This is a genomic window from Streptomyces pinistramenti, assembly GCF_020564935.1.
GTDB classification, from domain to species: Bacteria; Actinomycetota; Actinomycetes; order Streptomycetales; family Streptomycetaceae; genus Streptomyces; species Streptomyces pinistramenti.
Map to the genome: position 1 here is coordinate 293205 of NZ_JAJCXB010000003.1, position 13680 is coordinate 306884.

Annotated in this window: 14 protein-coding genes; 2 read left to right on the forward strand and 12 right to left on the reverse strand. The window is 72.9% G+C overall.

The annotated features are described in order from the left end of the window. Positions 1-100: 100 nt before the first annotated feature. The 10 genes from LIU39_RS04255 to LIU39_RS04295 form a co-directional block, all read right to left on the reverse strand. Positions 101-1447 (reverse strand): sulfate adenylyltransferase subunit 1, encoded by a 1347-nt coding sequence (locus tag LIU39_RS04255; RefSeq protein ID WP_227044691.1) that lies wholly within the window; start codon positions 1445-1447, stop codon positions 101-103. 3 nt (positions 1448-1450) lie between these two features. Beyond that, complete coding sequence (cysD, locus tag LIU39_RS04260) at positions 1451-2401, reverse strand: sulfate adenylyltransferase subunit CysD (RefSeq protein ID WP_227044693.1); 951 nt, start codon at positions 2399-2401, stop codon at positions 1451-1453. Between the two features lie 76 nt (positions 2402-2477). After that, a complete protein-coding gene (cysC, locus tag LIU39_RS04265) occupies positions 2478-3011 on the reverse strand; it encodes an adenylyl-sulfate kinase (RefSeq protein ID WP_227044695.1) in 534 nt (177 codons plus the stop codon). Between the two features lie 50 nt (positions 3012-3061). Further along, positions 3062-3751, reverse strand: a complete 690-nt coding sequence (locus tag LIU39_RS04270) for a phosphoadenylyl-sulfate reductase (RefSeq protein WP_227044697.1) — start codon at positions 3749-3751, stop codon at positions 3062-3064. Beyond that, positions 3748-3948, reverse strand: a complete 201-nt coding sequence (locus LIU39_RS04275; protein WP_227044699.1) for a hypothetical protein — start codon at positions 3946-3948, stop codon at positions 3748-3750. Before LIU39_RS04275 ends, LIU39_RS04270 begins: the two co-directional genes overlap by 4 nt. After that, the gene (locus LIU39_RS04280; RefSeq protein ID WP_227044700.1) at positions 3945-5642 is read right to left on the reverse strand and encodes a nitrite/sulfite reductase; all 1698 of its coding nucleotides are present in this window, start codon (positions 5640-5642) and stop codon (positions 3945-3947) included. The genes LIU39_RS04275 and LIU39_RS04280 overlap by 4 nt, the downstream gene beginning before the upstream one ends. Before the next feature lie 214 nt (positions 5643-5856). Continuing rightward, the gene (locus LIU39_RS35485; protein ID WP_372463805.1) at positions 5857-5940 is read right to left on the reverse strand and encodes a putative leader peptide; all 84 of its coding nucleotides are present in this window, start codon (positions 5938-5940) and stop codon (positions 5857-5859) included. A gap of 98 nt (positions 5941-6038) precedes the next feature. Further along, the gene (locus LIU39_RS04285; protein ID WP_227044702.1) at positions 6039-6680 is read right to left on the reverse strand and encodes a GNAT family N-acetyltransferase; all 642 of its coding nucleotides are present in this window, start codon (positions 6678-6680) and stop codon (positions 6039-6041) included. Positions 6681-6692: 12 nt separating this feature from the next. Continuing rightward, entirely contained in the window at positions 6693-7439 is a 747-nt protein-coding gene (locus LIU39_RS04290; RefSeq protein WP_505016418.1) for a class F sortase, read from the reverse strand. Positions 7440-7713: 274 nt separating this feature from the next. Further along, entirely contained in the window at positions 7714-8988 is a 1275-nt protein-coding gene (locus LIU39_RS04295; protein WP_227044705.1) for a helix-turn-helix domain-containing protein, read from the reverse strand. Positions 8989-9276: 288 nt separating this feature from the next. Here LIU39_RS04295 and LIU39_RS04300 point away from each other — a divergent pair, with 288 nt between their 5' ends. Next, positions 9277-9693 carry a hypothetical protein gene (locus LIU39_RS04300; protein ID WP_227044706.1) on the forward strand — a complete coding sequence of 139 codons (417 nt, stop codon included), beginning with the start codon at positions 9277-9279 and terminating at the stop codon, positions 9691-9693. Between the two features lie 69 nt (positions 9694-9762). On the opposite strand, the gene LIU39_RS04305 is transcribed toward LIU39_RS04300, so the two are convergent. After that, positions 9763-11406, reverse strand: a complete 1644-nt coding sequence (locus tag LIU39_RS04305) for an acyl-CoA dehydrogenase family protein (protein WP_227044710.1) — start codon at positions 11404-11406, stop codon at positions 9763-9765. An 18-nt stretch (positions 11407-11424) separates the two neighbouring features. Here LIU39_RS04305 and LIU39_RS04310 point away from each other — a divergent pair, with 18 nt between their 5' ends. Beyond that, complete coding sequence (locus LIU39_RS04310; protein ID WP_227044713.1) at positions 11425-12573, forward strand: YihY/virulence factor BrkB family protein; 1149 nt, start codon at positions 11425-11427, stop codon at positions 12571-12573. Positions 12574-12600: 27 nt separating this feature from the next. Here the strand turns inward: LIU39_RS04310 and LIU39_RS04315 are convergent, their stop codons facing one another. Beyond that, positions 12601-13617, reverse strand: coding sequence for a PP2C family protein-serine/threonine phosphatase (locus LIU39_RS04315; protein WP_308409341.1), 1017 nt, complete (start codon positions 13615-13617; stop codon positions 12601-12603). Positions 13618-13680: the final 63 nt, after the last annotated feature.

Here is a 13680-nt window from a genome sequence, read left to right on the forward strand (position 1 = left end):
ACACATCGGCCGACTCCGCCCTGCCCGCTGCCGAGGGCGCCGCTGCCGATGCGGCCGCCCTCCTTCGCGAAGGTCGAGAACACATCCTGGTGGGTCATCGTCAGAAGTCCCAGCCCTCGTCGTCGGCCGCCGTCGCGGGCGCGGGCGCGGTCTCCGCCGCCTCGGCGAAGGCGGTGCCCGCCATGCCGGCGGTCAGCGTCGTACCGTCCGACGGGTCGATGAGCAGGAAGGAGCCGGTGCGACGGGAGTCGGCGTAGGCGTCCAGGGCCAGCGGCTCGGCGGTGCGCACGACGACCCGGCCGATGTCGTTGGCGGCCAGCTCGCCGGGGGCCGGGTGCTGGGACAGGTCATCCAGGGTCAGCCGCGACGGGATGTCCTTGACGAGCGCCTTCACGGTGCGGGTGGTGTGCTTGAGCAGCACCCGCTGGCCCACCTTCAGCGGACGGTCGGCGACATGGCAGATCGTCGCCTCGACGTCCTGTGAGGTGGCCGGCGCGGAGGCGGTCGGGGCGATCAGGTCGCCGCGCGAGATGTCCAGGTCGTCGGCGAGCCGGACGGTCACCGACTGCGGTGCCCAGGCCGTCTCCACGGCCCGGCCGAGCACGTCGATGGCCTCGATGGTGCTGGTGCGGCCCGAGGGGAGGACGGTCACGGGGTCGCCGACGCGGAGTACGCCGGAGGCGATCTGGCCTGCGTAGCCGCGGTAGTCGGGGTGGGCCGCGGTCTGCGGGCGGATGACGTACTGGACCGGGAAGCGGCCGGGGTCGTCCGACGGGCCGGCGTGGAGCGGCACGGTCTCCAGGTGCTCCAGCACGGTCGGGCCGCCGTACCAGTCCATGTGGGCGGAGGCCGTCACGACGTTGTCGCCGGCCAGCGCCGAGATCGGGATCGCGGTGATCTCCGGGACACCCAGCGACGCCGCGTACGACGTGAACTCCTCGGCGATGGCGGCGAAGGCGGGCTCGGCGTAGTCGACCAGGTCCATCTTGTTGACGGCGAGGACGACATGCGGGACGCGGAGGAGGGCGGCGACGGCGGCATGTCTGCGGGTCTGCTCGACGACGCCGTTGCGGGCGTCGACGAGGACGACGGCGAGTTCGGCGGTGGAGGCGCCGGTGACCATGTTGCGGGTGTACTGCACGTGGCCCGGGGTGTCCGCCAGGATGAAGCGGCGGCGGGGGGTGGCGAAGTAGCGGTAGGCGACGTCGATGGTGATGCCCTGCTCGCGTTCGGCACGCAGGCCGTCGGTGAGCAGCGCCAGGTCGGGCGCCTCCTGGCCGCGGCCCAGCGAGGCGCGCTCGACGGCCTCCAACTGGTCGGCCAGGACCGACTTCGAGTCGTGCAGCAGGCGGCCGACCAGCGTCGACTTGCCGTCGTCGACGGAGCCGGCGGTGGCGAAGCGCAGCAGGGAGGTGGCACCCGCGTCCACGGTGACGGTGTTGCTCATGATTTAGAAGTACCCCTCGCGCTTGCGGTCCTCCATGGCGGCTTCGGACATCTTGTCGTCGGCTCGGGTGGCGCCCCGCTCGGTCAGCCGGGAAGCGGCGATCTCCGTGATGACAGCCTCGATGGTGTCGGCGTCGGAGTCGACGGCGCCGGTGCAGGACATGTCGCCGACGGTGCGGTAGCGCACCTTCCGTGTCTCCAGCGCCTCGCCGTCCTTGAGGCCGCCCCACTCACCGGGCGAGAGCCACATGCCGTTGCGGGAGAACACCTCGCGCTCGTGGGCGTAGTAGATGGCCGGCAGTTCGATCTCCTCGCGGGCGATGTACTGCCAGACGTCCAGTTCGGTCCAGTTGGAGAGGGGGAAGACGCGGACGTGCTCGCCGGGGGAGTGCCTGCCGTTGTAGAGCTGCCAGAGTTCGGGGCGCTGGCGGCGCGGATCCCAGCCGCCGAACTCGTCGCGCAGCGAGAACACCCGCTCCTTCGCGCGGGCCTTCTCCTCGTCCCTGCGGCCGCCGCCGAAGACCGCGTCGAAGCGGCCCTGCTCGATGCCGTCGAGCAGCGGGACGGTCTGCAGCGGATTGCGCAGGCCGTCGGGGCGCTCGCGCAGTTCGCCGCGGTCGATGAAGTCCTGCACGGAGGCGACGTGCAGCCGCAGCCCGTGCTCGGCGACCACGCGGTCGCGGTAGTCGAGGACCTCGGGGAAGTTGTGGCCGGTGTCCACGTGCAGCAGGGCGAACGGCACCGGCGCGGGCGCGAACGCCTTCAGCGCCAGGTGCAGCATCAGGATGGAGTCCTTGCCGCCGGAGAAGAGGATCACCGGCCGCTCGAACTCGCCCGCCACCTCGCGGAAGATGTGCACCGCCTCGGACTCCAGGGCGTCCAGGTGCGACAGCGCGTACGGGCTGCCGTCCCCGGAGCCGCCGCCGGTCTCGGTCACAACGGTCGCGGTGGTCACGCTGCGCCCCTTTCGTTCGCTTCGGTGCCCGTGCGGCGCGCAGCCGCGGTCCGTATGACGGTCTCCGGTGCCTCGCTCACAGCAGTCCCCTCTCGGCGAGCAGCCCGTACAGCGCGGCCGCGGACTCCTGCACGGTCTGGGTGTGCGACTCGATGCGCAGATCCGGCGTCTCGGGCTGCTCGTACGGGTCGTCGACACCGGTCAGGCCGGAGATCTCGCCGGCCGCCTGCTTGGCGTAGAGCCCCTTGACGTCCCGCTCGGAGCACACCTCGACCGGCGTGGCCACGTGCACCTCCAGATAGGCGCTGCCCTCGGCCTGGTGGCGCTTGCGGACCGCCTCGCGCGAGTCCGCGTACGGCGCGATCACCGGCACCAGGGCGGTGACGCCGTTACGGGCCAGCAGTTCGGCGACGAAGCCGATGCGCTGGACGTTGGTGTGCCGGTCGGCGCGGCTGAAGCCGAGGCCGGCCGACAGGAACGTGCGGATCTCGTCGCCGTCCAGGACCTCGACCCGTCGGCCCTCGCCGCGCAGCCGCTCGGCCAGGGCGTAGGCGATGGTGGTCTTGCCGGCGCTCGGCAGTCCCGTCAGCCACACGGTGGCGCCGGTCATCGGTATCTCCTGAACATCCGCTGCGTTCCCCGCAGTTGGTCGGTCGGTCATCAGTGCAGCCCGCACTCGGTCTTGTTGCTGCCGGACCAGCGCCCGGCCCGCGCGTCCTCGCCCGCCAGGACCCGGCGGGTGCAGGGGGCGCAGCCGACGGAGGCGTAGCCGTCCATCAGCAGGGGATTGGTGAGCACGCCGTGCTCGGCGACGTACGCGTCCACGTCGGCCTGCGTCCAGCGGGCGATCGGCGAGATCTTCACCTTCTGCCGCTTGGCGTCCCAGCCGACGACCGGGGTGCCCGCCCGGGTCGGCGACTCGTCGCGGCGCAGTCCGGTCGCCCAGGCGTCGTAGCCGGCCAGACCCTCTTCGAGCGGCTTGACCTTGCGCAGCGCGCAGCACAGGTCCGGGTCGCGGTCGTGCAGCTTCGGGCCGTACTCGGCGTCCTGTTCGGCCACCGTCTGCCGGGGGGTGAGAGTGCGGACGGTGACGTCCATCACCTCGGCGACCGCGTCCCGCGTCCCGATGGTCTCCGGGAAGTGGTAGCCGGTGTCGAGGAACACCACGTCCACGCCGGGGGCCGCGCGGGAGGCGAGGTGCGCGACGACCGCGTCCTCCATGGAGGAGGTGACGCAGAAGCGCGGGCCGAAGGTCCTGGCCGCCCAGCGCAGGATGTCGAGCGGAGTCGCCTCCTCCAGTTCGCGGCCCGTGCGCTCGGCGAGCTGCGGGAGATCAGCCGTGACGCTCACGAGGTACCTCCGTCGGACGGGGAAGGGGCGGCGGACAGGCCCTGCGACAGCAGGCCGAGGAACTTCAGCCGGAAGGCGCGGTTGCAGGAGCGGCACTCCCACGCGGCGCCCGTACCGCGCTGTGACGCCACCTCGGAGGGGCGCAGGTCCTCGTCGCCGCAGTACGGGCAGTGGAACGGGGCGGCGCGCTCGGTCACTTGAGCGCACCCTCTTCGGCACGGGCCACCCACTGGGCGAACCGCTCGCCGTCGGCGCGCTGCTCCTGGAAGGCGGTCAGCAGCCGCTCGACGTAGTCGGGGAGTTCGTCGGCGGTGACCTTCAGGCCGCGCACCTTGCGGCCGAACCCGGCCTCCAGGCCCAGGGCGCCGCCCAGGTGGACCTGGTAGCCCTCGACCTGGTTGCCGTCCTTGTCCAGCACCAGCTGCCCCTTGAGACCGATGTCCGCGACCTGGATACGGGCGCAGGCGTTCGGGCAGCCGTTGAGGTTGATGGTGAGCGGCTCGTCGAACTCCGGCAGCCGGCGCTCCAGTTCGTCGATGAGCGACGAGCCGCGGCCCTTGGTCTCGACGATCGCCAGCTTGCAGAACTCGATGCCGGTGCAGGCCATCGTGCCGCGCCGGAACGGGGACGGGGTGACCCGCAGGTCCAGCGCCTCAAGCCCGGAGACCAGCGAGTCGACCTGCGCCTCTTCGACGTCCAGCACGATCATCTTCTGCTCGGTGGTGGTGCGTACCCGGCCCGAGCCGTGGTCCGCGGCCAGTCCGGCGATCTTGGTGAGGGTCGCGCCGTCCACACGGCCGACGCGCGGGGCGAAGCCGACGTAGTAGCGGCCGTCGTTCTGCCGGTGCACGCCGACGTGGTCGCGCCACTGCCCGGCGGGCTGCGCCGGGGCGGGGCCGTCGGCCAGCTTGCGCCCCAGGTACTCGTCCTCCAGCACCTGGCGGAACTTCTCCGGGCCCCAGTCGGCGACCAGGAACTTCAGCCGGGCGCGGGTGCGCAGCCGGCGGTAGCCGTAATCGCGGAAGATCGAGATGACGCCTTCGTGGACGTCGGCGGCCTCCTCGGCGCCGACCCAGGCGCCCAGCCGCACCCCGAGCTTCGGGTTGGTGGAGAGCCCGCCGCCGACCCAGATGTCGAAGCCGGGGCCGTGCTCCGGGTGCACCACGCCGACCAGCGAGATGTCGTTGATCTCGTGTGCGACGTCCAGCAGCGGCGAGCCGGAGACCGCGGTCTTGAACTTGCGCGGGAGGTTGGAGAAGGCGGGGTTGCCGACGATCCGGCGGTGGATCTCCTCGATCACCGGGGTGCCGTCGATGATCTCGTTCTCGGCTATGCCGGCGACCGGCGAGCCGAGGACGGTGCGCGGGGTGTCGCCGCACGCCTCGGTGGTGGACAGGCCGACCGCCTCCAGGCGCTGCCAGATCTCCGGCACGTCCTCGATGCGGATCCAGTGGAACTGGACGTTCTGCCGGTCGGTGATGTCGGCGGTGCCGCGCGCGAACTCCTGGGAGATCTCGCCGATCACCCGCAGCTGATCGGTGGTCAGCCGGCCGCCGTCGATGCGCACCCGCAGCATGAAGAACTCGTCGTCCAGTTCCTCCGGCTCCAGGACGGCGGTCTTGCCGCCGTCGATCCCGGGCTTGCGCTGGGTGTAGAGGCCCCACCAACGCATGCGGCCGCGCAGGTCGTTGGGGTCGATCGAGTCGAACCCCCGCTTCGCGTAGATCGTCTCAATGCGTGTCCGCACATTGAGACCGTCGTCGTCCTTCTTGAACTGCTCGTTGCCGTTGAGCGGCGTGAAGTGGCCAACGGCCCACTGGCCCTCGCCGCGGTGGCGTCCGGCCTTGCGGCGGGTCGTGGCAGCTGCGGGGCGATCCGGGGTGGCGGCCATGGGAGTACGTCCTTCTGGGCGGCTCAGGGTGTGCGGGCTTGACGGGGGGCACCCGCTGACGACCTGTGCAGGCACACCGAAGGGGACGCGTGGCGACGCGTCGTGGGCGAGGTGCGAGGTCGGGGGTGTCGGCGCGTCCGCGGCGATGGGGACGGCGTGGGATGCGGTGGTGCCGGCGGTGCTGCCGGGGGCTCGGCCCCTGGTCAGTGCAGCGTCAGCGCGCCGAACAGATGGCGCTGGACAGGCGGCCGAGGTCGACGTGCCGTCGGCTCACCAAGGCAATTCCAGCTGGAGACATGACGGAAGCGTGTCACGCCATTCTCGGGGCAGTCCACCATTATCCATTATCTGGACACCATCGTCCCGCATTGCGAGACGATGTGGTGCCGGTCACGTTTACGCCTGCGCTGTCCGGCCCGCGACCTGCGGCATCTGTGCGGCCTCCGGTCCCTGGCCCGGCGCGACGTCGCCGGCGCCCGGCCAGGGGCCGGGCGTGGACATCTCCGGCTCCTCGGTCACCTCGGTGTCGTACAGCCGGAAGCCGCGCCGCTGGTAATTGCCCTTCGCGTACGGCCCGTCCTTGCTGCACGTGTGCACCCACACCCGCCGCGTCGGCTCCCGGCCCGTACGGCGATCCGCCAGGTCCCACGCGCGCGCGGTCCCGTACGAGAGCAGATGGCCGCCGATCCCGCGGCCGCGGAAGGCTGGTATCAACCCGAAATAGGCGATTTCCGTGACACCGTCGGGTTGCCCGTCCAGCTCGATGAACCCGGCCGGTGTCCCGTCCTCGTACGCCACCCACGTCTCCACGCCCGGCTGTGTCAGGTACGCCGTCCACTGTGCGTACGACCACCCCAGCCGGTCGGTCCACAGGATGTCGCCACCCACGGCCGAGTAGAGGAACCGGCTGAATTCGGGCAACGGCCGCGCGGCGCGCACAATGCGGACGCCCTGTCCGGCCGGTGGGCAGGCGGCAGGGGTCAGATCGGTGGGCGCGGTCTGTTCGAGGTGCCAGGTGGTGACGGTGATGCTGCTCATGGCGGCAGCCAATCACGCGCCCCGAAGCACCGGAAGGGGGGCCCGGGGCACCCCTGGAGCCTGCCGTGCCGACGGTTCCGGCCCGCGTCGGACGGTCTTGGCCAGCCGCGCGAAGACGACGACGTTCCCCGTGTACCCGGCGCCGGCGGAGTAGCCGCCGCCGCAGGTCAGCACCCGCAGTTCCGGACGTCCGGTACTGCCGTACACCTTCGCCGCGGGGAAGTCCTCCTTGTCGAAGACCCGCACGCCGTAGACCTCGAAGACCGCGGTCCAGCCGTCCTTGCGGGCCACCCGGACCGTGCTCCCCTTCTTCAGTCCGCCGAGGCCGTAGAAGACCGCCGGGCCGCTGAAGTTGTCGACGTGGCCGACGACCACCGCGGTGCCCTTCTCGCCCGGCGTCGGCGCGTCCTTGTACCAGCCGGTGAGACCCGGGTTGCCGGGCGGCGGCGCCGCGATCCGGCCGTCCTTGTCGAGCCCGAGCGGCACGACCGGCGCGGACACCTTCAGCTCGGGGATCATCACCCGCGACGGGACGGCACGCGGCAGCGGGCCGTCCTGACCAGGGGCGCGGCCTGCGGGGGAGAGGGCTGTGGCGGCGGAACCCGGCTGCGGAGGGCCGTCCGTCAGTCCGCCGCGCAGCATGGCGATGCCGGTGAGCCCGATCAGGGCGATTGCGCCCCACGGAGGTCGGCGTGCGGCGGGCGGGTCGGGGCGCGGCTCCTCGGGACGGCCCAGGGGGTGGTGTCCTGGTGGGCTCATCGCTCTCCTCCCGCGGGCGCGCACGGCCCGCAGTCGGCACGCTAAGCACGCGGGCCGGGCACGGCGAGACCTGCGGTCCGATCGGGTGGTGCGCCGCACCCGGCCGCGCGTCGGCGCTGGTCCGTTGTCAGGGGCCAAGGAGTGGGAGAAGTAGGGCAGTTGGGGAATGAGGGGATGCGGGGATGGGTGGTGTCCCCCACCGACCGCCACATCCCGGGACGATCGTCCAGCTGCTGATACAGCCCTGCCGCTCTGCCACCCCGCCGCTCGTCCCTCACCCCTTCCGGGCCGCCGCCACCGCCGGTGCCGAGGAGCGGGGCAGCAGGTGCGCGGGCAGCGGCGGTGTCCGCAGGTCGAGTTCGACGCCGTCCGCGAAGCGGTACGGGCGGTGCGCCAGTACTCCGGGGAGGTGGCGGCGCAGCCGGGACAGTTCGGCGCGGACGGTGACCGTGCGGCCGCCGTCGCCGAACAGGTCCTGGGCCAGCTCGGCGGCGCTGCGCCCCTCCGGGTGCGCGGCCAGCAGGAACAGCAGCTCGGCGTGGCGAGGGCTCAGCGCGTGCGTCCAGGTGCCGGCCGGCCCGCTGACCGTGATCGCGGCGCCTTCACGGCCACTGACGTCGAGCAGCACCCGGCTCGGCTCCGGTGCCTGCTCCCGGCCGACGCGGATCAGCCAGCCGCCCGGCAGCGGCTCCAGCGTGCACATCCCGTACCGGGGCAGCCACAGGGGCCCGGCCTCAGGGGACTTGGGCAGCGCCACCCGGTCCGGCGGCGGCATCCCGACGACCCCCGCGGTCCAGCCGTGCGGGTCGACCGCGAGGGCCCGGCCGCCGATCCGGGCGAGGACGGGTGCCGCGCTCGACCGCAGCCGTTCGACCGCCGCGTGGTGCCGGGAGCGCAGCTCGCCCTCGGCGAGCCGGGCCACGGCGGAGACCAGGGACAGCGTCGTGGGGTGGAAGGAGTGGGCGGGGCCGCTGACGTCGACGGTGCCCAGCAGCCGCCCGTCGCGCGGATCGTGCAGCGGGGCGGCGGCACAGGTCCACTGGTGGTGGGTGCGCACGAAGTGCTCGGCGCTGTGCACCAGGACCGGGCGCCCGGCCACCAGCGCGGTGCCGATCGCATTGGTGCCGACGACGTCCTCCGTCCAGGCGGCGCCCTTGTCGAAGCCGTGCCGGTCGGCCATCCGGCGGATCGGCGCGCAGCCCTCCCGCCACAGGACCAGGCCGTCGGCGTCGGTGACCACCATGATCTGCTGGGCCGCATCGGCGGCGGGCAGCAGCGCGTCGTTGAGCACCGGAAGCACCGACGTCAGCCGGGAGGTCTGCCTGCGCTGCTCCAACTCGCCCACCGAGAGCGGCCGTTCGCGGTGGTCACGGTCCGGGTCGACGCCGGAGCCGAGCACCCGGCGCCAGGAGTCGCCGATGACGGAGCGGGGCGCGTCGGATGCCACGCCGCCGGAGAGTGCGGCCTCGCGGGCCGAGGCGAGCCGGTGTGCGGTGGCGCGGATGTCCTGGGCCGACCTGATGGCGCTGTCGATCGGGCTGTCGTTCACGCTGCTCTCCGTTGTGCCGTCTCCCGGGGTCCGGCCATGGTGCCGCCACCCGGCCCGGACGGAGGGACCATTGCACAGCCCGACTGCAACGAAGTGCAACCGTTGTGGCCCATGACGTGCGCGGGGAACGTGTTCCGGGCGGCAGCCGACGTTCCGGCCACCCCGGGAACTCCGGCCGAACGCCGCCGGGGAACACCGCGGACTGCGCGGCGCGGCACGGCCCCTGACGCCCCGGCGGATCACGACGGCCGCATGCTTCATCAGCACGGTGCGGGAGGAGAGTTCACCATGGTGGCCACGGCTCCGCGCGTCGTGGTGATCGCGGCGGACGACGGGCTGCGCTCCGCACGGGCCGCCCGGCTCGCGGCGCACTTCGGAGTGCCACGGCTCACCGCGGCCGACGTCCTGGCCGACCACCGGCAGCTGCCGCGCGACGGCTATGTCCTCGACGGCGCACCGCAGTTGCTCGACCGGGTGGCGGGCGCGGGCGCACTGCTCCCGGTGTTCGCCTTCGCGGATCTCGTCGTGTACCTGCGGGCACGGGACGGCAGCGACGCGGACGACATCCACCGGGTCATCCGCTACTACGAGGCGCGCGGGGTGCTGGTCGGGTTCCGGCCGGACGCGCCGGACGGCGACATCTTCGTGGCGATCGTGGCGGCACTGCGCGAACGTCCGGGCGAGGCGCCGCCGCGGTTGTCCTGAGACCGGGAGCGGTGCCGGGTCGGCGCGGCACCGCTCCCGAACGGCCCGTTCCACGGACCCGGCCGGCCGTCAGCCCCCGCCGACCGGCCGGGCCCGGTCCACGATCGCGGTCAGGCCGAGCGTGTGCGGCAGCGTCCCGAACGCCGCACCCGCGTCGCCGCCCAGCCGGGTGGCGCAGAACGCGTCGGCGACCTCGGGCGGCGCGTACCGCACCAGCAGCGAGCCCTGGAGCACCAGCGCCATCCGCTCCACAAGGCGGCGGGCCCGTGCCTCGATGGCCTCCAGGTCGGCCAGTTCGGTGAGCAGGCCGTGGACCGCGCGGTCCAGACGGTGGTCGGCGCCGCGGGTCGTGCCGATCTCCGTCAGGAAGGCGTCCAGGGCGGCGGGTCCGGTGCGCAGCGCCCGCAGTACGTCCAGTGCCTGGATGTTGCCCGAGCCCTCCCAGATCGAGTGGAGCGGCGCCTCGCGCAGCAGCCGGGGCAGGCCCGACTCCTCGACATAGCCGTTGCCGCCCAGGCACTCCAGCGCCTCGACCGCCACCGGCGTGCACCGCTTGGTCACCCAGTACTTGGCGGCCGGCACCGCGAGCCGCAGGAAGTGCCGGTCCGCCTCGCTGCCGCCGTCGTACGCGGCCGCCAGCCGCAGCGCCAGCGTCGTCGCCGCCTCCGACTCCAGCGCCAGATCGGCCAGGACGTTGCGCATCAGCGGCGCATCGGCCAACGGGCCGCCGAACGCCGCCCGATGGGTCGCGTGGTGCACCGCCTGCGCCACCGCCTGCCGCATCAGGGCGGCCGCTCCGGTGACGCAGTCCAGCCGGGTCGCCGCCACCATCTCCAGGATCGTCGCGACGCCGCGGCCCTCGTCGCCGACCCGCTGGGCCCAGGTCGTCCCGTCGAACTCGACCTCGGCCGAGGCGTTGGAGCGGTTGCCGAGCTTGTCCTTGAGCCGCTGGATGCGGAACGCGTTACGGCTGCCGTCCGGCAGCACCCGGGGCAGCAGGAAGCAGGTGAGCCCGCCGGGCGCCCGCGCCAGCACCAGGAACGCGTCCGACATCGGTGCGGAACAGAACCACTTGTGGCCGGTCAGGACGTACTCGCCCGGCGCGGCCAGCGGTTCGGCGCGGGTGGTGCAGGACCGTACGTCGCTGCCGCCCTGCTTCTCCGTCATCGCCATCCCGGCCAGCGCGCCCGGCTTCTCCGCGACCGGCCGCAGTTCCGGGTCGTACACCCGGGAGGTCAGCAGCGGCTCCCAGGCCGCCGCGAGGGCGGGGTCGGTGCGCAGGGCGGGCACCGCCGCGTGGGTCATCGACAGCGGGCAGCCGTGGCCGGCGTCGGTCTGGCTCCAGACGAGGAAGCCCGCGGTGCGCCGGACGTGCCCGTCGGGGCGTGACCAGGCGTCGGTGAGACCGGCGGTGACGGCGTGTCCGAGCAGCCGGTGCCAGGACGGGTGGAAGTCGACCTCGTCGATGCGGTGGCCGTAGCGGTCGTGGGTGCGCAGGGTGGGCGGCGAGGCGTTGGCCTGCTCGCCCCAGCGCTGGGCCTGGGCGGATCCCGCGGCCGTTCCCAGGGTGGTCAGCTCCTCCCGTACCTCGTCGATGCGGGCGGTGGAGACGTACCGCTCGACGCCTTCGGTGAGGGCCGGGTCCGCGCCGTACACGTCGTATCCGGTCAGCGGCGGGGGCTGGTTGGTGACCGTGTGAGTCGTTGCTGCCATGCCGGATACGGTAAGGAGGTGCAGCCGGAGAACGAACCGACCGAGCGGCCCGCGGGCCGTCTGACCAGGGCCAGGGTCCTCTACCGCAACGTCTCCAAACGCCGTCTTGCCTGGCTGCTCGTCAAGGACATCGTCAACTCCTGCATGGAGTACCGCGTCACCGGTCTGGCCGCCGAGGCCGCGTTCTTCTGCCTGCTGTCGCTGCCGCCGCTGCTGCTCGGACTCATCGGGCTGCTGGGCTACATGGAGCCCTGGATCGGCCAGGACACCATCGTCAGCATCCGGGACAACATCCTCACCGCTTCCGGCACGGTCCTGTCGGGCCAGGGCGTGGACGAGATCGCCCGCCCGCTTCTCGACGACGTGTTCACCGGCCGCCGCCCCGACGTCATCTCGCTCGGCTTCGCCATCGCCCTGTGGTCGGGATCCCGCGCGCTGAACGTCTTCGTCGACACCATCACGATCATGTACGGCCTCGACGGCAGGCGCGGCATCGTCAGGACCCGGCTGCTCGCGTTCGCGCTCTACCTGGCCGCGCTGGTCGTCGGCGTCATCGCGCTGCCGCTGATGGTGGTGGGGCCCGACACCCTGGTGAGCTGGCTGCCGGCCGGACAGGACGTCATCCGGGCGCTGTACTGGCCGGTCGTGCTGATCCTGTCGGTCGCCTTCCTCACCACGCTCTACCACGCGTCCGTACCGGTGCGTTCGCCCTGGCCCGAGGACATTCCGGGCGCGGTGGTCGCGCTCGGAATGTGGGTGCTCGGCAGCCTGCTGCTCCGGATCTACCTGACCGCGACCGTGGAGGGGCCCACCATCTACGGGTCGCTGGCCGCGCCGGTCGCGGTGCTCCTGTGGATCGGGGTGTCCGCGTTCGCGGTGCTCGTCGGCGCCGCGATGAATGCCGCGCTGGACCGGGTGTGGCCGTCGGTCGCGACGGCGGCGGCCCGCGCGGAGAAGCAGCGGCGGGCCGCGGAGGCAGCGGCACAGGCCGGCGCGGACGGCGCTGACGGGGCCGAAGCCGATGAGGGCGACGGTGACGACGACGAGGACGACGGCGACGATGACGAGGGGCCGCCGCCCGCGGAGTACCCCGAGCGCTGGGCCCGCTTCCTGCCGCCCGACGACGTGCACTCCCGGCTCCGCCGCAAGCACGGACGCCGCCACTGACCCCCGGCCGCCTCCCGGAAGCGCCCCTCAGCGCTCCTCGCCGTACGGCTCCCGGTAGCGGACCAGCAGCATCGCCGCATCGTCGTGCAGCGGCCCCTCGGCATGCTCGACGACGTCCTCGCGCACCGACTGCAACGCGGCCTCCGGATCGGGATCCTTGAGCAGATCGGCGCGTTCGTCGAGCGGATAGAAGTGGCCTGCGCCGTCCCGCGCCTCGGTGACCCCGTCGGTGTAGAAGAGCAGCTGGTCGCCGGCCGCGAACGGCACCTCGTACGGCTGCGGCGCGTCGGCGCCGTGCAGGGACAGGCCGAGCGGCAGGGCGCGCTCGGGCGGTTCGGCGTAGCCGACCGAGCCGGTGGGGCGGACCACCAGCGGCGCCGGATGCCCGAAGTTCAGCAGCGTCGCGTGCGACCCCTCGCCGATCTCGGCGAGCACCGCGGTCACGAACCGCTCGCCGCTCAGGTGCCGGTTCAGCGCCCGCTCCACCCGCTCGCCGACGGCCGTCAGATCCGCCTCGTCGTACGCCGCCTCACGGAACGCGCCCAGCACCACCGCCGCGCTCTCCACCGCCTCAAGCCCCTTGCCCTGCACGTCCCCGACGATGATCCGCACCCCGCCCGGCGCATTGACCACCTCGTACAGGTCGCCGCCGATCCGGGCCTCCGCCACCGCAGAGGTGTACGACACCGCGATCCGCAGCGGCCCCGCCCCACGCGGCACCGGCCGCAGCAGCACCCGCTGGGCGACCTCGGCGATCGACCGGACGCTGGCCAGCTCCGCCTCGCGGCGCTGCCGCATCACTGCCGCGACCACGCCGGCGACCGTGACCCCCGCGACCGACAGCAGCGCGGTCAGCCCGCGCCTGCTCTCGAAGAGGCCGTCGTACATTCCCAGGCCGAGGCAGAGCACGGACGCGGCCAGGCCCACCACGGCGGTACGCCGCCAGCCGCCGACCAGCCCGGCGAACGCGGGCCCCAGCGACACCAGCGGCAGGAAGCCGACACCGGACCCCGCGGTCACGTCCACCGTGGTGACCACGGCCATGACCGCATAGGGGAGAGCGCACAGCACACGGGAACTGATGCGCTGCTTCCTGTTCTCCACGGC

Coding starts and splice junctions, on each gene's coding strand:
- LIU39_RS04255 (WP_227044691.1), bottom strand. CDS start 1,447: ATGAGCAACACCGTCACCGTGGACGCGGGTGCCACCTCCCTGCTGCGC.
- cysC (WP_227044695.1), bottom strand. CDS start 3,011: ATGACCGGCGCCACCGTGTGGCTGACGGGACTGCCGAGCGCCGGCAAG.
- LIU39_RS04280 (WP_227044700.1), bottom strand. CDS start 5,642: ATGGCCGCCACCCCGGATCGCCCCGCAGCTGCCACGACCCGCCGCAAG.
- LIU39_RS35485 (WP_372463805.1), bottom strand. CDS start 5,940: ATGTCTCCAGCTGGAATTGCCTTGGTGAGCCGACGGCACGTCGACCTC.
- LIU39_RS04285 (WP_227044702.1), bottom strand. CDS start 6,680: ATGAGCAGCATCACCGTCACCACCTGGCACCTCGAACAGACCGCGCCC.
- LIU39_RS04290 (WP_505016418.1), bottom strand. CDS start 7,439: ATGAGCCCACCAGGACACCACCCCCTGGGCCGTCCCGAGGAGCCGCGC.
- LIU39_RS04300 (WP_227044706.1), top strand. CDS start 9,277: ATGGTGGCCACGGCTCCGCGCGTCGTGGTGATCGCGGCGGACGACGGG.
- LIU39_RS04305 (WP_227044710.1), bottom strand. CDS start 11,406: ATGGCAGCAACGACTCACACGGTCACCAACCAGCCCCCGCCGCTGACC.
- LIU39_RS04315 (WP_308409341.1), bottom strand. CDS start 13,617: ATGGCCGTGGTCACCACGGTGGACGTGACCGCGGGGTCCGGTGTCGGC.